Raw genomic sequence first — 22,010 nt, 5'->3', positions numbered from 1 at the left:
CTGAGGCCCTCCACACCGGCGCGTCAAAGAGTTTGAGCGCGATCAGCGGCCTCAGCCGCCCCGTACGACCTCGATCGTGCTCGTCCAGCTGTCGGCGGCGTGACCTCGGGCGACGGACTTGTCGTAGACGTCCTTGATCGGGCGGACCGTACTCACGTCGAGGCCACGGTGTTCGGCCCACTCCAGGATGTGGTCCACAGCGGTCGCCATCATGCCGAGATTGGCCTCTTCGCCCGGGTAGCTGCCCGCGTCGATGTCGCGCGCGGCGCCGGCGGCGAGGGGCGGCAGGATGGCGGCGATGGTGTTCAGGTACGGGGCCAGGTCGGTCGCGCGCACCCCGTCGGCCCCGGCCAGTGCGAACGCGTGCACCATCCCTGTGATGGACCCGTAGAAGAAGTCGAGCAGCGCCAAGTCGTAGACGGCGGCGAGCCCTTGGTCCTCACCGAGGTACGCGGGCCGCCCGCCCAGCGCCTTGAGAGCGATGGCGTGCTTGTCGTACGCCGCCTGCGGGCCGCTGTAGAAGATCAGCGCTTCCGGCTGCCCGATCATCGTGATCGGCACCATGATCGCGCCGTCGAGGTAGTCGATACCGCGGTCGTTCGCCCAGGCCGCGGTGGTGCGGGAGCGCTCCGGGGTGTCGGAGGTGAGGTTGACGAGGACCCGGCCGGGCAGGTCGTCGGCGGCGGATTCGAGGATGGTCCCGGCCGCGTCGTAGTCGACCACGCAGACCACGACCAGCTCCGCCACGCGCACGGCTTCGCCGGCGGTCGCGGCCCGGACGGCGCCCTGGGCGACCAGCTCGTCGCCCTTGCCCGCGGAACGGTTCCAGACGGTGGTGGGGTGCCCGGCCCGCAGTAAGGCGGCGGCAAGGGCCTGGCCCATCGCGCCCAGCCCCAGGACGGCGACAGAGGTCTTTTCGAGGTCGACGGAGGTCGTTTCAAGGTCAGTTGGCATGCGGACCATGCTGCTGGGGCGTCCAACTCGGCACAAGTACCTACTATTTGGTCAGGTACGAACCAAAAGGTAAGCGTGGACGAGCGGTCCGAGCGGGGGGCCGGTGGCCGAGGCGGCCATCCACGGAGGCCGCGAGGCGTGGAAGCCGGTGGCTGGACCACTGAACCGGTGGCGAGTGGCTGGGCCACAACCACTGAGCTGGAGGCCGTGGGCGAGTGGCTGGGCCACTCAACCACTGAGCCGGAGGCCGTGGGCGAGTGGCTGAACCACTGAACCGGCTGGCGAGTGGCTGCGCCTCTGAACCACTGCAGCCACCAAGCCGGTGGCCGGTGGCCGCGCCACTGAACCGGAGGCCGGTGGCCGAGTGGCTGAGTGACTGTACCGGCTGGCGAGCGGCTGAACCACGAAGCCACTGAACCGTTGGCCGGTGGCTGAACCACGAAGCCACCGAGCCGGTGGCCGGTGGCTGAGCCACCGAGCCGCCAGGCCGGTGGCCAGGGGTTGAGCGTATGAGACCGGGCGGCTGGACGACGGGGGATCCACCCAGCCGCCCGGAGTTTTCCGAGCGGGAGCTGTCGGCCTTCGTGGCCGCGGCCGGCGGCCTGCCGGTTCCAGGCCCTTGCCCTGGAACCGGCGAGCCTGCCGGAGGCGGAGGCGTCAGGCCTTCGCCAGCTCCTTGTCGTCCCCGCGCGGCTCCGACGAGCCGTCGGCGGCGGGGGCGTCGTAGCCCTCGCCCTCGTCGAGGAGCGTCTTCTCGTCGAAGGGCAGCCGGCCGGCGAGGACCTCTCCGACCCGCTCCTTGTCGATCTCCTTGGTCCACGTGCCGATCAGGACCGTGGCCACGGCGTTGCCTGCGAAGTTCGTCAGGGCGCGCGCCTCGCTCATGAAACGGTCGATGCCGACGATCAGGCCGACGCCGTCGACCAGCGCGGGCTTGTGCGACTGGAGACCACCGGCCAGCGTGGCGAGACCGGCGCCGCTGACGCCCGCCGCGCCCTTCGAGGCGACGAGGAGGAAGAGCAGAAGGGGAATCTGCTCACCGATCGACATCGGCGTGCCCAGCGCGTCCGCGATGTACAGCGAGGCCATGGTCATGTAGATCATGGTGCCGTCGAGGTTGAAGGAGTAGCCGGTCGGGACGGTGATGCCGACCACCGGCTTGCTGACGCCCATGTGCTCCATCTTCGCGATGAGCCGCGGCAGGGCGGACTCGGAGGAGGAGGTGGACAGGATCAGCAGGAACTCACGGCCCAGGTACTTGAAGAGCGTGAGTATGTTCAGGCCCGAGACGACGCGCAGCAGCGCGGCGAGTACGAGGAAGACGAAGAGGAAGCAGGTGGTGTAGAAGGCGAGCATCAGGACCGCGAGGCTCTTGAGGGCGTCCAGACCCGCCGAACCGACGACCGCGGCGATCGCGCCGAAGGCACCGATGGGGGCGACCCACATCACCATGGCGAGGATGCGGAAGACGAGCCGCTGGATGTGCTCGATCCCGCGCAGAACCGGCTCACCGGTGCGTCCCATCGCCTGCAGCGCGAAGCCGGCGAGGAGGGCGACGAGGAGGGTCTGCAGGACCTGGCCCTCGGTGAAGGCGGAGACCATCGTGACCGGAATGATGGACAGCACGAAGTCGACCGGCGGCAGCGCCTCGTCGGAGACCTGCGCCTGACCGGTCTCCTTGATCGCGTCCGTCACCTGGAGCCCCGTACCCGGCTCGACGAGGTTTCCGACGACCAGGCCGATCCCGAGGGCGACCAGCGACATCACCAGGAAGTAGCCGAGCGCGATGCCACCGACGGCACCGACCTTCGCGGCCTTCCGTACCGAGCCGATGCCCAGCACGATCGTGCAGAAGATGATCGGCGAGATCATCATCTTGATGAGGTTCACGAAGCCGGTACCGACCGGCTTCAGTTCGACCGCGAAGTCGGGGGAAACCAGGCCCACGGTGATGCCGAGCACCACCGCGACAATCACTGCGATGTACAGGTAGTGGGTGCGGTCCCGCTTGGCAGCGGGTGCGGTAGGTGCCGTTTTGGACGTACTCACGGCTGCCTCCTTGACGTCATCGTCGGCATCACCGGCGTGCGGCTCACATCCGGGGTTGTCGGTGACTATCCCTTGACCTGTGAGGCCGGTCACCCTTCCGTTCATTTAGTTCACGCCAACCGTCAAGGCAGACTGACCTCATGCGTTTCCCCCGGCCCCGCAGCCTGGCGGGCCAGCTCTTCCTCATGCAGGCGGTGCTTGTCGCCGTTCTGGTGGCTGGATATGCCCTCTTCACGTATGTCAGCGACCGCAGTCAGGCCGAGGAGGCCACGCGCCGCCAGGCCATGGGCGTGGCCCGCACGGTCGCGGACTCCCCTTCCGTCCGCGCGGCCATACGTACCGAGAAGCCGACGAAGACCCTCCAGCCGTACGCGACCGAGGTGATGCGCCACGCGGAGGTCGACTTCGTCACGATCATGAACCCGCAGGGCATCCGCTGGACCCACCCCAAGAAGGAGGAGATAGGGCAACGCTTCCTCGGCAACACCGAGCGCGCCCTCCACGGCGAGTCCTTCACGGAGACGTACACGGGCACCCTCGGCCCGTCCGTACGCGCCGTCACGCCGATCTACGACGACGGCCGCATCGTCGGCCTGGTCAGCGCGGGCATCAGGGTGGACGTGATCACCGAGCGGGTCCAGGGCCAGGTGACGGCTCTGTTCGGCGTCGCGGCGGGCGCCCTGGCCCTCGGCGCCGTCGGTACGTACGTCATCAACGCACGCCTGCGCCGTTCCACCCACGGGTTGAACGCGGCCGAACTCAGCCGTATGCACGACTACCACCAGGCCGCTCTGCACGCCGTGCGTGAGGGGCTGCTGATGCTGGACGGGCAGTTCCGGGTGGCGCTGATCAACGACGGCGGGCGGGAGCTCCTGGACGTTCACGACGACGTGGTGGGCCGCTCCGTGGCGGACTTCGGTCTGCCCGCCCCGCTGACGGGCGCGCTGCTGTCGGCGGAGCCCCGCGTGGACGAGGTGCACCTCACCGCCTCGCGGGTGCTCGTGGTGAACACCTCGCCGGTGTCCAGCGGTGAACGCCGGGGCACGGTCGTGACGCTGCGTGATGTGACCGAACTCCAATCCCTGATGGGCGAGCTGGACTCCGAGCGCGGCTTCACACAGGCGCTGCGCTCCCAGGCGCACGAGGCCGCGAACCGCCTGCACACGGTGGTGTCCCTGATCGAGCTGGGCCGCACTCAGGAGGCCGTCGGCTTCGCCACCGCCGAGCTGGAGCTGGCCCAGGCCCTCACCGACCAGGTGGTCGCGGCGGTGAGCGAGCCCGTCCTCGCGGCCCTTCTGCTGGGCAAGGCGGCCCAGGCGAACGAGCGGGGCGTCGAGCTCGTGGTCTCCGAGGACAGCAGCATCGACGACGGTCTGCTGCCGGACTCCCTGCCCACCCGTGACCTGGTGACCGTACTGGGCAACCTGATCGACAACGCCGTGGACGCGGCCCAGGGCTCCGTGGGCGCCCGTGTCACGGTCACCGCGCTCGCCGACGACGAGGAGCTGGTCCTTCGCGTCATCGACACGGGAGCCGGCGTCGACCCGGCCCACACGGAGGCGGTCTTCCAGCGCGGCTGGTCCACGAAGCCGTCCGGCCCCGGGGGGCGTGGGCTCGGCCTGGCGCTCGTACACCAGACCGTCAGCCGTCACGACGGATCCCTGACCGTGACGGAGGCCGCGGAGGGCGGGGCGTCGTTCGAGGTGCGGCTGCCGTTGAGGTCCGGGGAGCGGGCCTCTGCAGGGACGGGGCGGACTCCGGCCGGGGGGACTAAGGTCCACGCCCAAGCCGAAGCCGAAGCCAAGGCCAAGGCCGAGGCCGAGCCGGCTCCGCAGCCCACTCCGCACGGAGGAACCCAATGAGCACGCCGTCGCACGACATCCGCGTCCTGGTCGTCGAGGACGACCCCGTCGCGGCGGACGCGCACGTCATGTACGTGGGACGCGTGCCCGGCTTCACGGCGGTGGGCAAGGCCCACACCGGCGCGGAGGCCCGGCGGGCACTGGACCGCACGCCGGTGGACCTGCTCCTCCTGGACCTCCACCTCCCGGACGGGCACGGCCTGCAGCTCGCCCGCTCCCTCCGCGCGGCCGGGTACCACGCCGACGTCATCGCGGTGACCTCGGCGCGGGATCTCACGGTGGTGCGGGAGGGCGTCTCGCTGGGTGTGGTGCAGTACGTACTGAAGCCGTTCACCTTCGCCACCCTGCGGGACCGGCTCATCCGGTACGCCGAGTTCCACGCGTCGGTCGGCGAGGCCAGCGGCCAGGACGAGGTGGACCGGGCGCTGGCCACCCTGCGCGCACCGGGTCCGGCGGAGCTGCCCAAAGGGTTGAGCGCACCGACGCTGGAGCGGGTCACCCGGGCGCTGCGGGACTCCGCCGAGGGCCTGACCGCGACGGGGGTGGCTGAGGCCGTGGGGATCTCCCGGATCACGGCGCGACGGTATCTGGAGCACCTGGTGGATGCGGGGCGGGCGGGACGGAGTCCGCAGTACGGGCAGGTGGGGCGGCCAGAGTTGCAGTACCAGTGGGTGAAGGGGCCCTGAGGCCCGGGCGTCCGGGCCGTCGTGGTCATGGGTCGTCGCGCCGCCGGGACGACATGACGTTCATGCTCAACACCCGGGCCGTGCAAGGTCATTGACCTGGCACAGTTCCCCCTCTTACGTTCACCGGGCAGCAGACGAACTCGGCCACAACGACGTCGGCCAGTAGGAGGTCCTGCCCGTGCGCCCCACCGCCGCCCCTCCCCACCGTCGCACCCGCCCCGGCACCCGTCTTGGCGTCCGCCCCGGCATCCGCTCCCGTTCCCGCCCGGCTTCGCCGCTCCGCCTGCTTCTCGCCGGAACCCTCATCGTCACCGCAGCCGGCGCCGTCACCGCGTGCGGCTCGGGATCCGGGAGTGACCCGGACACGGTGGAGGTGTCCTACAAACAGTCCACGGACGATTCGGTCCGGATCATGGACACCCACCTCGCCGCCGTCAAGAAACAGTTCGAGAAGGCGAATCCGGGCAAGAAGGTCAAACTCGTCCCGATCAAGGCCCCGGACTCCGAGTACTACACGAAGGTGCAGCAGATGCTGCGCTCGCCCAAGACCGCGCCCGACCTGGTCTACGAGGACACCTTCCTCATCAACTCGGACATCACCAGCGGCTACTTGAAACCCCTCGACCCGTACCTCGACAAGTGGAAGGACTGGGACCAGTTCATCGACACCGCCAAGACGGCGGCGAAGGCCCAGGACGGCAAGACGTACGGCGTTCCGGACGGCACCGACACCCGGGGGCTCTGGTTCGACAAGGACGTCTTCCAGAAGGCCGGGCTCCCGGCGGACTGGCAGCCGAAGACGTGGGACGACGTTCTCGAAGCCGCCCGCGCCATCAAGAAGAAGGTTCCCGGCGTCATTCCCCTGAACGTCTACACGGGCAAACCCGCGGGCGAGGCCGCCACCATGCAGGGCTTCGAGATGCTGCTCTACGGGACGGGCGACGGAAAGACGGACCCCCTGTACGACGAGGCGTCGAAGAAATGGATCGCCGGGAGCAAGGGCTTCAAGGACGCGCTCGCCTTCGTGGAAACGGTCTACAAGGAGAAGCTCGGCCCCGACGTCTCCGACGCCCTCGACCCGAACATCTCGACGCGTGTCCGCGGTGAACTCCTCCCCGAAGGCAAACTGGGCATCAACCTCGACGGCTCATGGCTCCCGCAGGACTGGCTGGAGGGCAGCGGCCACGAATGGCCCGAGTGGTCGGAGAAGCTCGGCCTCGCCGCCATGCCGACCCAGAACGGCCAGGCCCCCGGCAAGGTGAGCATGTCCGGCGGCTGGACCTGGGCGATCCCGGACAAGGCCGCAAACCCCGACCTCGCCTTCAAGTTCATCGAGACGCTGCAGACGAAGGCGAACGCCCAGAAGTGGTACATCGCCAACTCCGGTATCGCCGTGCGGAAGGACGTCGCCGAGGACCCCGCGTACGTGAAGGCGCAGCCCGGCATCAAGTTCTTCACCGACCTGGTCGAGAGCACCCACTACCGGCCCGCGTACCCGGCGTACCCGAAGGTCTCGACCGCCGTCCAGGAGGCCATGGAGGGCGTGACGACGGGCGACAGCTCGGTGGACGAGGCGGCGAGCAGGTACGACGACGATCTCAAGGCGGCCACGGACAACCAGGTGATCGAGAAATGACCGGGAGGTGACTGTCCGTTCATGACCGCCGCACCTCCGGCCGGCCCCGGCGTCGTCAAGACCCCGCCGGGGCCGACCGCCCCGCCGCCCGCGCCGAAAACCCGCACAGCCCGCCGCGCCCTCGTCCGGGCCCTCCCCGTCTCCCCCGCCGTCGTCCTCCTGGTCCTCTTCCTCGCGGGCCCGATCGCGTACTGCGCCTATATCGCCTTCACCGATCTCCAGCTCACCGGTCAGGCCGAGTCGTCCTTCGTCGGCTTCGACAACTTCCGTGAGGCGTTCCAGGACGACGCGTTCCTCAACGCCGTATGGCTGACGCTGGTGTTCACCGTCCTGAGCTCTCTCATCGGCCAGAACACCCTGGGCCTGGCCCTCGCCGCCCTGATGCAGCGCGCGTCCAAGCCCGTCCGTACGCTCACCGGCGGCATAGTCATCACGGCGTGGGTGCTTCCGGAGGTGGTCGCCGGTTTCCTCCTCTACGCCTTCTTCCGCCGCGAGGGCACCCTCAACGCCGTCCTGGACTGGCTCCACCTCCCGAGCCAGAACTGGCTGTACACGCTCCCGATCCTGGCGGTGTCGTTCGCGAACGTGTGGCGTGGCACGGCTTTCTCGATGCTGGTCTACTCGGCCGCCCTGAACGAGATCCCCCAGGAGATCACGGAGGCGGCGGAGGTCGACGGCGCGGGCGGCTGGCGGCGCATGTGGCACATCACGCTGCCGATGATCCGCCGGTCGATCGGCACGAACCTGATGCTCAACACCCTCCAGACGCTGTCGGTCTTCGGCCTGATCTGGGTCATGACGAGGGGCGGTCCGGGGACCAGGAGCCAGACCCTGCCCCTCTTCATGTACGAACAGGCCTTCCAGAAGAGCATGATCGGATACGGGACGGCTGTGGCGTTGTTGCTCTTGGTGGTCGGTTCGCTCTTCTCGCTCGTCTATATGCGGCTGCTGCGGACGGAGGTCTGACCCGCCATGGCCACCCTCAACTCACGCCGCACCAGTCGCCGTTACGCCGCCGACGCCGGTCTCCTGGTCGTCGCGGCCGCCTTCGTGCTGCCGCTGGCCTGGGTGATCCTGTCCTCCCTCGACCCGCACGCCGACCTGAGGGTGAAGACGCCCGACGGCATCACCCTGGACAACTTCGACGCCGTACTCGAACCCGACATCACCTTCACGCCCCTGCTCAACAGCCTGATCCTGTGTGGCGGGGCGACCTTGCTGACAGTGGTCTGCGCGGCCCTCGCCGCCTATCCGCTGTCACGATTCCGCTCTCGCCTCAACCGTCCGTTCCTGCTGACGATTCTCTTCGCGACCAGCCTGCCGATCACGGCGATCATGGTGCCGGTGTACGCGCTGTTCGTGCAGGTGGATCTCATCGACACCATGCAGGGCACGATCTTCTTCTTCGCTGCGTCCCAACTCCCTTTCGCGATCTGGATCATGAAGAACTTCATGGACGGGGTGCCGAAGGAGCTGGAGGAGGCGGCGTGGACGGACGGCGCCTCTTCCTTCCAGTCCCTCCTCCGCATCGTGCTGCCCCTGATGGGCCCGGGCGTGGCGGTCGTCACCGTCTTCTCGTTCGTCATGATGTGGGGGAATTTCTTCGTCCCCTTCATGCTGCTGCTGAGCCCCGAGCAGATGCCGGCGTCCGTCAGCATCAACGACTTCTTCGGGAACCGAGGCACGGTGATCTACGGCCAGCTGGCCGCGTTCTCGATCATCTACTCCACACCCGTGATCCTGCTCTACGTACTCATCGCCCGCCGTCTCGGCGGCGGCTTCGCGCTTGGAGGCGCCGTCAAGGGCTAGCCACCTTCATGGGCTGACGAGGCTCAGCGCTCCGGCCCGGACTCCGGAAGGACTCCCGGCCGGAACCTCTCCACCCCCACCACATGCCGCACCCGAGTCGGCTCGATCAGGATCATCACCCGCCGCTCCCCCGGAAGCATCCATGGGTACCGGGGCTCACCGATGTACTTCTGCGCGAGCCGGTCCATCGCCCGCTCCGCCACCTCCCCCTCGACGAACCGCACGACCCGCCCCCGGATCTCCACCCGGTCATAGGGGTTCTCGGGATCGTGGTGAGAAAGGGAAACGTATGGATTGCGCCGCAGGTTCTCCTCCTTCACGCGGCCGATCGACGTGTTGACCATGACGTACTCGTCTTCGATGTCCGCCCACATGGGCGAAACCTGGGGCGCCCCGTCCGCGCCCACGGTCGCCAGATGCCAGAAGTTCGACGCCAGCAGTCGCTCGCGAATATGCCCGTCAATCCTGCTCACAGCGCTTTCCACCTTCGACCCACTTCCCGGCCCGCCCGTATGGGCCACCGTCCGCCATCGTGATCCCCGCGGCACGCGCTCAAACAGTTGATCTTCAGCCACCTCGGACAGGCATCCGAATCCGGGTTCTCCGACAATCTGTAATCCTGACCGAACAGACCGTAGTCACCACGGCGCCGCACCCCTACGTTGGGCGCGTGCAGCCACTGCCCACCCCCCAGCCCACCCCTCCCTTCAACGCCCCGGCCGCCCGCGAACTCCGCACAGCGCTCGGCATGGGACCCGAACACGTCGCGTACGGGATGCGCACCTCGTACGGACTACCCCATGTGACTCCCGCCCTGGTCGTCGACTGGGAGGCGGGCTCGGTCGCCCCGAGCAATGCCGAACTCACCGCGCTCGCGGGGGTGTTGTGGTGTTCGATGAGTGAACTCATCGGCACGCCTCGCACGTTGCGCGAGCACCGCATCGCGCGCGGACTGGCCGCTCAGGACGTCGCGCGGGCCGTCGGTCTCGAACTCCTCGCGTATCAGCGGATGGAGGAGCACGACGAGTGGCGCGGCAGCGGGCGGCAGTCCTCGGCCCTTGCCAAGGTTCTAGACCTGTCGTTGCCGGATCTCGTCACCATCACCGGGCGCGAAGTGAAACTGGCCGAGTTGCTGCGCCGCGCGTGCTGCACGCGATGGCAGGCGTACGTGCGCCCCGTCAGCAAGCTGCTGCCGCTGCGACGGCGTCTCGTGGAGGAGGTACTCCACTCCCTGCACACCGAGTACCAGAGGCAGATGGCGGCCGCCCTGAGACGGAGCGTCGGAGCGGCGGCCGACGACGCGGGCCGGGACTTCCTGGACCGGATCGTCGACCACTTCTGGTCCACGGTCCAGCGGAACGGCTAGAGCGACAACGGCTCCAGAGCACCGACTCCGGCCCCAGACACCGACTTCGGCTCCAGAACACCGACGGCGGCTCCAGACACCGACTCCGGCTCTAGAACACCGACTCGGCCTCGTCCATCCGGTCCTTCGGCACCGTCTTCAGTTCGGTGACCGCTTCCGCGAGCGGCACCATCTCGATGTCCGTCCCGCGCAGCGCCGTCATCCGCCCGAAGTCGCCCCGGTGGGCGGCCTCGACCGCGTGCCAGCCGAAGCGCGTGGCGAGGACCCTGTCGTACGCGGTCGGCGTGCCCCCGCGCTGGACATGGCCGAGAATGACCGGCTTGGCCTCCTTGCCGAGCCGCCTCTCGAGGTCGTACGCCAGGGCCGTACCGATGCCCTGGAACCGCTCGTGCCCGAACTGGTCGATCTCGCCGTGGCCGTAGTCCATGGTGCCCTCGACGGGGTGGGCGCCCTCGGCCACGCAGAGGACCGCGAACTTCTTCCCGCGGGCGAAGCGTTCCTCGACCATCTTGATCAGGTCCCCCGGGTCGAAGGCCCGCTCGGGCAGGCAGATGCCGTGGGCGCCCGCGGCCATACCGGACTCCAGCGCGATCCAGCCCGCGTGACGGCCCATGACCTCGACGACCATCACCCGCTGGTGGGACTCGGCCGTGGTCTTCAGGCGGTCCATCGCCTCCGTGGCAACGCCCACGGCGGTGTCGAAGCCGAAGGTGCGGTCCGTGGAGGAGATGTCGTTGTCGATGGTCTTCGGCACACCGACCACGGGCAGGCCCGCGTCCGACAGCATGCGCGCCGCCGTGAGCGTGCCCTCGCCGCCGATCGGAATGAGCGCGTCGATACCGAACTCGCGGGCCATGTCCTGGGCGTTGTCGCAGGCCTCACGGAGCCGGTCGCGCTGGAGGCGGGAGGAGCCGAGAATGGTGCCGCCGCGGGCGAGGATGCCACTGACCGCGTTGAGGTCGAGGATGCGGTAACGGCCGTCGAGCAGTCCCGCGTAACCGTCCTCGAAGCCGATCACCTCGTCGCCGTAGTGATCGACGGCCCGGTGCACGACCGACCGGATCACTGCGTTCAGCCCGGGGCAGTCGCCGCCTGCGGTGAGAACTCCGATACGCATCGTGCTGTGTCTCCTGCTCGCTGTGGGTCCGTGAGAGCCGGTTCCGAGGTGGTACGTGAGAGGTGGTACGTGAGAGCCGGTCCGATTGTTTCACGAGCGCCGACGGCCCACCGTACCCGGCCGCCCCACGGGCGCCCTATCCAGGCCCGGAGGTATTGTCAAGAGGGCACAGCCGACGATAACGACTGTTTTGCCTCTTCCGCCCGGTTCGGGGGCCAAGGGCCGGACCCCGGCGCCACACCACCAGCAGTGAGAAAAGGGAGGAGACACGCGTGACGCGCAGCGTGTACGTGACGGGGATCGACCGGGGCGACGGCCGCCAGGTCGTCGAGCTGGGAGTCATGGAGCTGCTGACCCGCCAGGTCGACCGGGTGGGGGTGTTCCGTCCCCTTGTCCACGAAGGACCCGACCGTCTCTTCGAGCTGCTGCGCGCCCGGTACCGCCTGGCCCAGGACCCGGCGACGGTCTACGGCATGGACTATCACGAGGCGTCCGCGCTCCAGGCCGAGCAGGGCGCCGACGAGCTGGTCTCGCAGCTGGTCGACCGCTTCCACCGGGTGGCCCGCGACTACGACGTCGTTCTCGTCCTCGGCACCGACTACGCCGACACACAGTTCCCCGACGAGCTGACCCTCAACGCCCGGTTGGCGAACGAGTTCGGCGCGTCCGTCATCCCCGTCGTGGGGGGCCGCGACCAGACGGCGGAGTCGGTGCGTGCGGAGACCCGCAACGCGTTCCGCGCGTACGACGGTCTGGGCTGCGACGTACTGGCGATGATCGTGAACCGGGTGGCGCCGCCGGACCGGGCGGAGATCCACGAGCCCCTGGACTCCCAGCTGCCGGTGCCCTGTTACGTGCTGCCCGACGAGCCCGCGCTCGGCGCGCCGACCGTCGCGCAGGTCACCCACGCACTCGGCGGCAAGGTCCTGCTCGGAGACGACTCGGGACTCGCGCGTGACGCGCTCGACTTCGTCTTCGGCGGCGCGATGCTGCCGACCTTCCTGACCGCCCTGACGCCCGGCTGCATGGTGGTCACGCCCGGCGACCGCGCCGACCTGGTCGTGGGGGCGCTCGCCGCGCACAGCGCGGGCACTCCGCCCATCGCCGGCGTCCTGCTGACCCTCGACGAGCGGCCCAGTGACGAGGTCCTCACGCTCGCCGCCCGGCTCGCACCGGGCACCCCGGTCGTCTCGGTGTCCGGCCTGAGCTTCCCGACCGCGGGCCGGCTCTTCGCCCTGGACGGCAAGTTGAACGCGGCCACGCCCCGCAAGGCGGAGATGGCGCTCGGTCTCTTCGAGCGATACGTCGACACGGCCGACCTTCTCGGTCGGGTCTCGGCACCGAGCACCGACCGCGTCACGCCGATGATGTTCGAGCACAAGCTTCTGGAGCGGGCCCGCTCGGACAAGCGCCGCGTCGTGCTGCCCGAGGGCACCGAGGAGCGCGTCCTGCGCGCCGTCGAGGTGCTGTTGCGCCGCGATGTCTGCGATCTGACGCTGCTCGGCCCGGTCGGCCAGATCCACAAGAAGGCCGCGGACCTCGGCATCGACCTCACCGGCGCGCAGCTCATCGACCCACAGTCCTCCGAGCTGCGCGAGCGTTTCGCCGAGAAGTACGCCGAGCTCCGCGCCCACAAGGGCGTGTCCGTCGAGCTGGCGTACGACGTGGTCTCCGACCCGAACTACTTCGGCACCCTGATGGTCCAGGAGGGCCTGGCCGACGGCATGGTGTCGGGTTCGGTGCACTCGACGGCGGCCACCATCCGTCCCGCCTTCGAGATCATCAAGACGAAGCCGGACGCGTCGATCGTCTCGTCCGTCTTCTTCATGTGCCTGGCCGACAAGGTCCTCGTGTACGGGGACTGCGCGGTCAACCCCGATCCGAACGCGGAGCAGTTGGCCGACATCGCCGTCCAGTCGGCCGCGACCGCCCAGCAGTTCGGCGTCGAGCCGCGGATCGCGATGCTCTCGTACTCGACCGGGACATCCGGCTCGGGCGCGGACGTCGACAAGGTGCGCCAGGCCACCGAGCTGGTCCGCGCGCGCCGCGGGGACCTGAAGATCGAGGGCCCGATCCAGTACGACGCCGCCGTGGAGCCGTCGGTCGCGGCGACCAAGCTGCCGGAGTCGGAGGTCGCCGGGCAGGCGTCCGTGCTGATCTTCCCGGACCTCAACACCGGCAACAACACGTACAAGGCCGTGCAGCGTTCGGCCGGCGCGATCGCCGTCGGCCCGGTTCTGCAGGGCCTGCGCAAGCCGGTCAACGACCTGTCCCGGGGCGCGCTCGTCGGGGACATCGTGGTCACCGTCGCCATCACGGCGATCCAGGCCCAGACCCAGACCCCCAGCATGACTCGGCCCCCGTCCCCGTCGTCCCCGTCCCCGTCCCCGTCCCCGTCCCAGAAGGCTTCCGCCCAGTGACCGCCACCCGCGTCCTCGTCCTCAACTCCGGCTCCTCGTCGGTGAAGTACCAGCTGCTCGACATGCGCGACAGCTCACGGCTCGCCGTCGGCCTGGTCGAGCGCATCGGCGAGGAGACATCCGGCCTGAAGCACACCCCGCTGGCGAACGGTGGCGCGTCCCGCGAGCAGACCGGCCCGATCGCCGACCACGAGGCCGCTCTGAAGGCCGTCGCCGCGGAGCTGGCCAGGGACGGGCTCGGCCTGGACTCCCCCGAACTGGCGGCGATCGGCCACCGCGTGGTGCACGGCGGCCGGCACTTCACCGAGCCGACGGTCATAGACGACACCGTGGTCGCGGAGATCGAACGGCTGATCCCGGTGGCGCCCCTGCACAACCCGGCCAATCTCACCGGCATCCGCACGGCCCGCGTCCTGCGTCCGGACCTCCCCCAGGTCGCCGTCTTCGACACGGCCTTCCACACGACGATGCCGGAGTCCGCGGCCCGCTACGCGATCGACGTGCGGACCGCCGACGAGCACCGCATCCGCCGCTACGGCTTCCACGGCACGTCGCACGCGTACGTCTCCCGGGCGACCGCGCACCTCCTCGGCAAGGACCCGTCCGAGGTCAACGTCATCGTGTTGCACCTGGGCAACGGCGCCTCGGCATCGGCTGTCCGGGCGGGCCGGTGCGTGGACACCTCCATGGGGCTGACGCCTTTGGAGGGGCTCGTGATGGGTACGCGCTCCGGAGACACGGATCCGGCGGTCATTTTCCATTTGGCGCGCGTTGGCGGAATGTCCATCGACGAGATCGACACTTTGCTCAACAAGAAAAGCGGCCTGATCGGCCTGTGCGGCGACAACGACATGCGGGAGATCCGCCGCCGGATCGACCAGGGCGGCGAGGATGCCGAGCAGGCACGGCTCGCCTTCGACATCTACATACACCGACTGAGGAAATACATCGGGGCCTATTACGCGGTACTCGGCCGGGTGGACGCGGTCGTCTTCACCGCGGGGGTCGGTGAGAACGCGGCCCCGGTGCGCGAAGCCGCCGTCGCGGGCCTGGAGGGGCTGGGCCTCGCGGTCGACGCCGACCGCAACGCCGTACGGTCCGGCGAGCCGCGGCTGGTGTCGCCCGAGGGCGCGCGGGTGGCGGTGGCCGTGGTCCCGACCGACGAGGAACTGGAGATCGCCACCCAGACGTACGCACTTGTGGAGAGCGGAAAATCGGAGTGAGCCCCTGAGGGCGGGCCCACTCCTGAGCGCGTACCCGCCCATTTGTGTCTTCCACCAGACGGAATATTCCGTAGCGAAACAAACCGATAGGATCGCCCCCATGCGCCGTTCCAAAATCGTCTGCACCTTGGGCCCAGCCGTCGACTCCCACGAACAGCTTGTGTCGCTGATCGAGGCCGGTATGAACGTGGCCCGCTTCAACTTCAGCCATGGCTCGCACTCCGAGCACCAGGGGCGGTACGACCGCGTCCGGGCCGCCTCCGAGGAGACCGGCCGGGCGATCGGCGTCCTCGCCGACCTGCAGGGCCCGAAGATCCGGCTGGAGACCTTCGCCGAGGGCCCGGTCGAGCTGGAGCGTGGTGACGAGTTCACCATCACCACCGAGGACGTGCCGGGCGACAAGTCGATCTGCGGCACGACCTACAAGGGCCTGCCCGGCGATGTCTCCAAGGGCGACCAGATCCTGATCAACGACGGCAACGTCGAACTGAAGGTCGTCGAGGTCGAGGACCACCGGGTCAAGACGGTCGTCATCGAGGGCGGCGTCATCTCCGACCACAAGGGCATCAACCTGCCCGGCGCGGCCGTGAATGTGCCCGCGCTGTCCGAGAAGGACGTCGAGGACCTGCGCTTCGCCCTGCGGATGGGCTGCGACCTGGTCGCCCTGTCCTTCGTGCGCGACGCCCACGACGTGAACGACGTCCACAAGATCATGGACGAGGAGGGCCGCCGGGTCCCCGTCATCGCCAAGGTGGAGAAGCCCCAGGCGGTGGCGAACATGGAGGCCGTCGTGGCGGCGTTCGACGGCGTCATGGTCGCCCGTGGCGACCTCGCCGTCGAGTACCCCCTCGAGAAGGTCCCGATGGTGCAGAAGCGCCTCGTGGAGCTGTGCCGGCGCAACGCCAAGCCGGTGATCGTCGCGACCCAGATGATGGAGTCGATGATCACCAACTCCCGTCCCACGCGCGCCGAGGCCTCCGACGTGGCCAACGCGATCCTGGACGGCGCGGACGCGGTCATGCTGTCCGCCGAGTCGAGTGTGGGCGCGTACCCGATCGAGACCGTGAAGACGATGTCGAAGATCGTCCAGGCGGCCGAGCAGGAGCTGCTCTCCAAGGGCCTGCAGCCGCTCGTGCCGGGCAAGAAGCCGCGTACGCAGGGTGGTTCGGTGGCCCGTGCCGCGTGCGAGATCGCGGACTTCCTGGGCGCCAGGGGCCTGGTGGCCTTCACTCAGTCCGGTGACACGGCCCGGCGGCTGTCCCGCTATCGCGCGACCCAGCCCATCCTGGCCTTCACCACCGACGAGTCCACCCGCAACCAGCTCACGCTGAGCTGGGGCGTCGAGTCCCACGTCGTGCCCTTCGTGAACAGCACCGACGAGATGGTCGAGTTGGTCGACCAGGAGATGGTCCGGCTCAAGCGGTTCAACGACGGCGACACGGTGATCATCACCGCGGGCTCGCCCCCCGGCGTCCCCGGCACCACCAACATGGTGCGGGTGCACCACCTGGGCAGCTGACGCACCGACACGTCACATGCGCCGCGCGCGCTCCTGAACGCCGCCTCTGAACGCCGCTGAGGGCGCCCCCTGAGACAGGGGGCGCCCTCAGCGCGTTGCGGCTCCCGAACGGGCCTTGGAGGGGCGCTCAGTCGGTGACGTACTGATGCAGACCCGGGACGGTCAGGGTTCCGCCGAACTGACCGGCCTGCGTGATCTTCACCTTGGTGAAGTACGCGATGGGGGTGTTGATCGGCGGCGGGTGCTCGGGGTCGAACGTCACCGGGATCAGCCCGAACAGGTTGCCCTGCAGCTTCTCGGTGTACATCGTCACCGTGCCGCCGCGGATCGTGGAGGTGGAACCCTTGGCCGCCTCCACGTGGTACGTCTTGCCGGACTGGCCGTCCTTGACGGTCTGGTGGAGATCGCCGATGTCGACCTTCTCCGCGGTGAACTTCAGGGTCTGCTTGGTCTTGCCGTCGGCCGTCTTGACGTTCACCACGCCCTTGTAGTCGAGGCCCTCCAGCAGGAGCCCGCTGGACTCCAGGTACCAGGGCTCGGTCGGCAGCGTGACCGGAGTCGTCTCGTCCTTGCCGTCGACCTTCTTCTCGACGACGCAGGGGTACGCCTCCTTGCCGCCCTCGCCCTCTCCTTCGGAGGCCGAGGGGGACGGGGTGGGCGACGCGGTGGCCTCGTCGGCCGCCTCCTTCGCCTGGTCCGTCGTGTCCTGGGCGGTGTCCTCGGCCTTCTCGGCCGTGTCCTTCGCCGCGTCCTCGGCGCCCTCGGCGGTGTCCTCGACCGTGTCGGTCACCTTGTCGGTGGTGTCCTCGACGGTGTCCCCGCCCGCCGAGGCGGAGGGGGTGGGCGACGGGCTGGCGCTCGCCTCCTCCTTCTCGCCTGGCGTGAAGATGTCCTCGAGCGCGTCCCCGATACCCAGCGGGTCGAGCGGGTTCTTGGACTCGGAGGGCGAGGGCGACGGCGACGTGGCGTCGTCGCCGGACGGCTCCTTGGTCGCGGGGTCGGAGGCCCCGGAGTCGGACGCGTCGTCGGAACCTGAATCCGACGAAGAGTCCGAGCCCGAGGACGGCGTGGGGGTCGGCTCCGCCGTGTCGCCCTTGCCGCTTTCCTCAGAGGAGTCCTGGTCGTTCTCGTCCGGCGACTCGGACGCCGAGGGCGACTCCGACTCGCTCGGCTCGTCCGTCTTGGTGACGCACGGTCCGTCCTTGAAGGGGTTCGTCACCCCGTCCTTCGCGTTGGCGAGGGTCGGCGTGAACCCCATGCCCATGAGGATCGCGGTCGGCATGGACGCGAGGGCTATCGCCTTTCCCGCGGGCATGTGCAGCCTGGTGAACAACGGCTTCTTGGGGGCTGCATGCCGCGGCCCGGTTCTCGCCCGGGACTCTCCCGAGTCCACGCGGTGGACCTCCTCAGCCGGCACTGTGCCTCCCGTTCGCCCCGTTGCTCGGGCTCGTTCCTGACAGATCGTTCGGCTCGCTCGCCCCGCCCGCCGCCAGGGGTTCGGGGGCGCCTCCCTCGTCCGTACGGTCCGTCTTGGCCGGCCTCGCCGCGGACTCCTCGCCGGGAGCCCAGGACACGGCCATCGCACCACCGATCAGCGCCAGCAGGAAGCCGATGAGGAAGCCCCCGAGGTTGGACACCGGGATGGAGACCAGCGCCAGCAGGATCGCCGCCACACCGGCGAAGACCCGTACGTGCTTCTGGAACCACAGGCTGACCCCGAGCACGATCAGCAGCACGCCGATGATCAGAGAGCCCGCTCCCGCGGTGGTGGCCATCGCCAGGGTCAGATGACCGATCTGGAGATTCGCGTACGGGAAGTAGGCGATCGGGAATCCGCTGAGGAGGACGAACAGACCGGCCCAGAACGGCCGGTTGCCTCGCCAGGCGCGGAACCTCAGCCGCCGGTCGGTGAATTGGCCGCGCGCGGCAGGAGTCTCGGCGCTCATGGAAAACAGCTCCCTGGAACGGCGTTGCTGTGAGAGGTGAAAGCTGGGGGCAGGGTGGGGGGTGGCGGGTGTACGGACCAGATGGACGAAGAAGACAAGAAGGAGGTGACGGGCGGGGAAGAAGGCTCCCCCACCCGTCACAGAGCGCCTAGTAGCACTCCTTGACACCTGCGGACAGCGACATCTTCAGTCCGCTGAGCTTGAAGGTTCCGGCGGTGGTCGCCCACGCCGTCTGCTTCACGTCCTTCAGCCTGACTGAGTCGGCCTGCTGCGCGAACCCGAACGGGTTCGCCTTGTCGCCCTTGGCGATGCCGGGACCCTTGTTGGCGTCGCCGGCGGCCACACCGATGTCGATGTTCTTGAACTCGGCATCGGCGCTCAGGTCGGCGACGTCGATGTACAGGTTCTCCGCCTGGACAGGCGTGTCACCGCCGCCGGCCTTCAGGATGAGGCTGACGTTGCCCAACACCGGGATGTTGGGGGTGACGACGGACTGGCACAGTTCCTTGATCGTCGCGGACTTGAACGCAGAGACCGCGACGGGGTGTGCCGTCTTCTTGCCATCGAGGGTGTAACCCGAGTCAATGGCGCCGTACTGGGAAAAGCCCGTGCCATCAAGCTGCTTGGTCGTCACCTTGAACGACTGACCCGAAACGCTGAACGACGCGGCGAGAGCGCCCTGTGCCAGGGCGACACCTATCGCGGCGGTCGCGGCCACGCTGGGCACCATGACAACCGCGAACCGCTTCCATCTCGTCCCGCCACGCACCTGGGACTCCATATTTCCTCCTTCTCGGACGTACATCTCCGGCCCTGACTGCCCCCTGTCGGCGGCTCAGTCGGGCAGGGATGGGAGAAGTGCTACGTCCTCGGGAAGGAGAGCGCCCGCGCTCAGAAGCGCGAACCGCGCCCGAACTCACCGGCGATCACCCCCGAGCGACAACCACTGGTCGCGCCTGAACACTTCACGCACAACCTGCCGGACAGGCTCTGCCGAAGAAGCAGAGACCCCCCTGTCCAAGGGCCGACGCCACTGCCGTCGGACCTACTCGGTGGGGACCCAAGAAAACCCGTTGACCCGATTGGCTGTCGGGACGCGGGAATGGACCGAGCGTGGCCGATCGTGGTGCATTCTCGCCGCCGTCGCAAGGGGCTTCGTTACCCGCTAGTAACGGGCGGATAACTACGGGAGGACCCGTCGATATCGATCGACAACAGAGGGTGCATCCGGGGTCGTTGACAAAACACTTGATCCTTGGATGGAATCCGACAGATCGACCCTCGCGGCTTACTCCCAGTAACAGCGGCCGTGTTTACCAAGATTTGGTAAAGCACGGCCGCCAGTGTCGCTGCGTCGACAAATCGCTCACCGAGGCGCCACAGGCCTCGGCGTTTAAGAACAGGTCAGAACAGGGCCCGGGCCAGGGCCCGTCGCGCCGCCGTCACACGGGGGTCGTCGGCGCCCACCACGTCGAACAGCTCCAGAAGTCGTACACGCGCGGCATCCCGGTCGTCACCCGCAGTACGCGCCACGGCGTCGACGAGCCGCCCGAAGGCGTCCTCGACGTGACCGCCCACCAGATCCAGGTCGGCGGCCGCGATCTGGGCCTGTACGTCACCGGGCTTCTCGGCGGCGTCCCTGCGCACCTGCTGCGCGTCGACGTTCTGCACGCGCTGCAGCAACTCGGCCTGGGCGAGCCCCAGCTGGGCCTCCGTATTGCCCGGGTCGTCGCTCAGCACGTTCTTGTACGCCTGCACCGCGCCGCCCAAGTCCCCCGCGTCCAGGGCCTGTACGGCGGCTTCGAGCAGCGCGTCGTACGGTCCGGCCGGCACCTCGGGGGCCTCCGGAGCCTCGCTCTGCTGGGCGTCCGCGTCGACCGTCAGACCGGTCAGCCCGAAGCGCTCCTCGGCGACCTGCACGAGCTGATCCAGGGTTCCCCGGATCTGCGCCTCGGGTGCGGCGCCCTGGAAGAGCGGGAGGGCCTGGCCGGCCACCACAGCGAAGACGGCCGGGATCCCCTGGATCCCGAACTGCTGCATCAACATCTGGTTGGCGTCGACGTCGATCTTGGCGAGTACGAACCGGCCGTTGTACTCGGCGGCGAGCCGCTCCAGGAGCGGGCTCAGCTGCTTGCACGGCTCGCACCACTCGGCCCAGAAGTCGATGACGACGGGCACCTCGGTGGAGCGCTGCAGGACATCACGCTCAAAACCCGCCTCGTCGACGTCGATGACGAGGCTGGCGGCGGAGACGGCTCCTCCCCCGCCCTGCTTCGCCGCATCGGCGCGCGCCTGCTCCGCCTTCGCCTTGGCCTCCTGGGCCGCCTTCACCGCGGCGAGGTCGACGACTCCGCTCATGGACATGTTCCGTGGCTGCATGAGTACATACTCCCCCTTCCGCGCGCACAGGTGAAAAGCGTTCTGAAAGCCGGGCTCGGTCGGGCCCGCCGCATGGTCGTCGACGCCGGGTCCCCACCCGGCGTCAGTGTGGTCGTCGCTCACACGCACGCTTTCGCTACGAGTCGTAGCGTAACCCTCTCCGGGCGGGCCCATGCGACGTCCCCGGGTGATCTTCCTCACCCCGCCACAGCCGTCCCGAGACCGTTCCGGACGTCCTCACCTCCGGCTATGGTCGCCGACATGCTGAGTCGCCCCTCCGCCCCCCGCACGGGGCGCCCGCGCAGCACCACGGCGGACGCCGCGATCCTCGCGGCGACGCGTGCGGCCCTGGTCGAACTGGGCTGGTCCAAGCTGACGCTGGGGGACGTGGCGACCCGCGCGGGCGTCGCCAAGACGACCCTCTATCGCCGCTGGGCGGGCAAGAACGAACTCGTCGTGGACGCGGTGGCCGAGCTCTTCGACGAGCTCGAACTCCCGGAAGGCGGCAGCCTCGCCGCCGACATAGAGGGCGTGGTCCTGCAGTTCGCGGCGATCCTGGGCCGTCCGGAGGCGAAGAGCGGCCTCATGGCGGTGATCGCCGAATCAACCCGTGACGAGGCCCTGCGCGCCCGGATCCGCACCTCGATCGTCGACCGCCAGAAGCGGCTCGTCCTGGAGGGCCGGGCTCGCGCCCAGGCCCGCGGCGAGCTGCCCCCCGAGGCCGACGCCGCATCGTCGGCCCGTACCGTGGATCTGATCTTCGACATGGTGGCGGGTTCGGTGGTCCACCGCACCCTGGTGAGCGCGGAACCGGCGGACGAGGCGTGGGTCCGCAGCTTCACGCAGCTGCTGGTGCAGGGGCTGAGGGCGACCGCGGCGTCGTAGCGGGTTTTTTCGCCCCCGCCGCCCCTACCCGTCCCATCCCGTACCTGGGGGCTGCGCCCCCAGACCCCCGCTATCGGCCTGAACGGCCTCGTCCTCAAACGCCGGACGGGCTGAAAGTCAGCCCCTCCGGCGTTTGAGGAGCGGGGGTCCAGGGGGCGG

General features: G+C 68.9%; 18 protein-coding genes. 10 read left to right on the top strand and 8 right to left on the bottom strand.

Translation table 11 applies throughout. The annotated features are described in order from the left end of the window. Window positions 1-51 precede the first annotated feature (51 nt). Window positions 52-963 (bottom strand): NAD(P)-dependent oxidoreductase, encoded by a 912-nt coding sequence (locus tag FGD71_RS06220; protein WP_119099368.1) that lies wholly within the window; start codon window positions 961-963, stop codon window positions 52-54. 648 nt (window positions 964-1,611) lie between these two features. Continuing rightward, entirely contained in the window at window positions 1,612-3,003 is a 1,392-nt protein-coding gene (locus tag FGD71_RS06215; RefSeq protein ID WP_240436418.1) for a cation:dicarboxylate symporter family transporter, read from the bottom strand. 140 nt (window positions 3,004-3,143) lie between these two features. Here FGD71_RS06215 and FGD71_RS06210 point away from each other — a divergent pair, with 140 nt between their 5' ends. The 5 genes from FGD71_RS06210 (at window position 3,144) to FGD71_RS06190 (ending at window position 8,996) form a co-directional block, all read left to right on the top strand. Further along, on the top strand, window positions 3,144-4,865 hold the full coding sequence (locus tag FGD71_RS06210) for an ATP-binding protein (protein ID WP_119099366.1): 1,722 nt from the start codon (window positions 3,144-3,146) through the stop codon (window positions 4,863-4,865). After that, window positions 4,862-5,551: a response regulator gene (locus tag FGD71_RS06205; RefSeq protein ID WP_119099365.1), complete on the top strand. Its 690-nt coding sequence runs from the start codon at window positions 4,862-4,864 to the stop codon at window positions 5,549-5,551. The genes FGD71_RS06210 and FGD71_RS06205 overlap by 4 nt, the downstream gene beginning before the upstream one ends. A gap of 178 nt (window positions 5,552-5,729) precedes the next feature. Further along, entirely contained in the window at window positions 5,730-7,187 is a 1,458-nt protein-coding gene (locus tag FGD71_RS06200) for an extracellular solute-binding protein (protein WP_420878239.1), read from the top strand. Window positions 7,188-7,208: 21 nt separating this feature from the next. Continuing rightward, window positions 7,209-8,153: a carbohydrate ABC transporter permease gene (locus FGD71_RS06195; RefSeq protein WP_119099364.1), complete on the top strand. Its 945-nt coding sequence runs from the start codon at window positions 7,209-7,211 to the stop codon at window positions 8,151-8,153. A gap of 6 nt (window positions 8,154-8,159) precedes the next feature. Next, complete coding sequence (locus tag FGD71_RS06190; protein WP_119099363.1) at window positions 8,160-8,996, top strand: carbohydrate ABC transporter permease; 837 nt, start codon at window positions 8,160-8,162, stop codon at window positions 8,994-8,996. A 23-nt stretch (window positions 8,997-9,019) separates the two neighbouring features. Here FGD71_RS06190 and FGD71_RS06185 read toward each other — a convergent pair whose 3' ends face one another. Then, window positions 9,020-9,469, bottom strand: a complete 450-nt coding sequence (locus FGD71_RS06185; RefSeq protein ID WP_119099362.1) for a PPOX class F420-dependent oxidoreductase — start codon at window positions 9,467-9,469, stop codon at window positions 9,020-9,022. Between the two features lie 197 nt (window positions 9,470-9,666). On the opposite strand from FGD71_RS06185, the gene FGD71_RS06180 reads away from it, so the two are divergent. Further along, window positions 9,667-10,362 carry a helix-turn-helix domain-containing protein gene (locus FGD71_RS06180; RefSeq protein WP_119099361.1) on the top strand — a complete coding sequence of 232 codons (696 nt, stop codon included), beginning with the start codon at window positions 9,667-9,669 and terminating at the stop codon, window positions 10,360-10,362. 91 nt (window positions 10,363-10,453) lie between these two features. Here FGD71_RS06180 and FGD71_RS06175 read toward each other — a convergent pair whose 3' ends face one another. Beyond that, a complete protein-coding gene (locus FGD71_RS06175) occupies window positions 10,454-11,479 on the bottom strand; it encodes an ATP-dependent 6-phosphofructokinase (protein ID WP_119099360.1) in 1,026 nt (341 codons plus the stop codon). 272 nt (window positions 11,480-11,751) lie between these two features. On the opposite strand from FGD71_RS06175, the gene pta reads away from it, so the two are divergent. The 3 genes from pta (at window position 11,752) to pyk (ending at window position 16,641) form a co-directional block, all read left to right on the top strand. Next, a complete protein-coding gene (gene pta / locus FGD71_RS06170) occupies window positions 11,752-13,899 on the top strand; it encodes a phosphate acetyltransferase (protein WP_119099359.1) in 2,148 nt (715 codons plus the stop codon). After that, the gene (locus tag FGD71_RS06165) at window positions 13,896-15,122 is read left to right on the top strand and encodes an acetate kinase (protein WP_119099358.1); all 1,227 of its coding nucleotides are present in this window, start codon (window positions 13,896-13,898) and stop codon (window positions 15,120-15,122) included. The genes pta and FGD71_RS06165 overlap by 4 nt, the downstream gene beginning before the upstream one ends. 100 nt (window positions 15,123-15,222) lie before the next feature. Beyond that, window positions 15,223-16,641, top strand: a complete 1,419-nt coding sequence (gene pyk, locus FGD71_RS06160; RefSeq protein ID WP_119099357.1) for a pyruvate kinase — start codon at window positions 15,223-15,225, stop codon at window positions 16,639-16,641. A 127-nt stretch (window positions 16,642-16,768) separates the two neighbouring features. On the opposite strand, the gene FGD71_RS06155 is transcribed toward pyk, so the two are convergent. The 4 genes from FGD71_RS06155 to FGD71_RS06135 form a co-directional block, all read right to left on the bottom strand. Further along, a complete protein-coding gene (locus tag FGD71_RS06155) occupies window positions 16,769-18,058 on the bottom strand; it encodes a YtxH domain-containing protein (RefSeq protein ID WP_119099356.1) in 1,290 nt (429 codons plus the stop codon). Beyond that, window positions 18,048-18,587 carry a DUF6114 domain-containing protein gene (locus FGD71_RS06150; protein WP_119099355.1) on the bottom strand — a complete coding sequence of 180 codons (540 nt, stop codon included), beginning with the start codon at window positions 18,585-18,587 and terminating at the stop codon, window positions 18,048-18,050. Before FGD71_RS06150 ends, FGD71_RS06155 begins: the two co-directional genes overlap by 11 nt. Window positions 18,588-18,735: 148 nt before the next feature. Further along, a complete protein-coding gene (locus FGD71_RS06145) occupies window positions 18,736-19,368 on the bottom strand; it encodes a DUF6230 family protein (protein ID WP_119099354.1) in 633 nt (210 codons plus the stop codon). Between the two features lie 623 nt (window positions 19,369-19,991). Beyond that, entirely contained in the window at window positions 19,992-20,966 is a 975-nt protein-coding gene (locus tag FGD71_RS06135; RefSeq protein ID WP_119099374.1) for a tetratricopeptide repeat protein, read from the bottom strand. Window positions 20,967-21,227: 261 nt separating this feature from the next. On the opposite strand from FGD71_RS06135, the gene FGD71_RS06130 reads away from it, so the two are divergent. Then, window positions 21,228-21,851: a TetR/AcrR family transcriptional regulator gene (locus FGD71_RS06130; RefSeq protein WP_119099373.1), complete on the top strand. Its 624-nt coding sequence runs from the start codon at window positions 21,228-21,230 to the stop codon at window positions 21,849-21,851. Window positions 21,852-22,010: the final 159 nt, after the last annotated feature.

This window comes from Streptomyces sporangiiformans (assembly GCF_005768555.2).
In the GTDB taxonomy this organism is placed as follows: domain Bacteria; phylum Actinomycetota; class Actinomycetes; order Streptomycetales; family Streptomycetaceae; genus Streptomyces; species Streptomyces sporangiiformans.
This window is presented reverse-complemented; position numbering and strand designations above follow the sequence as displayed.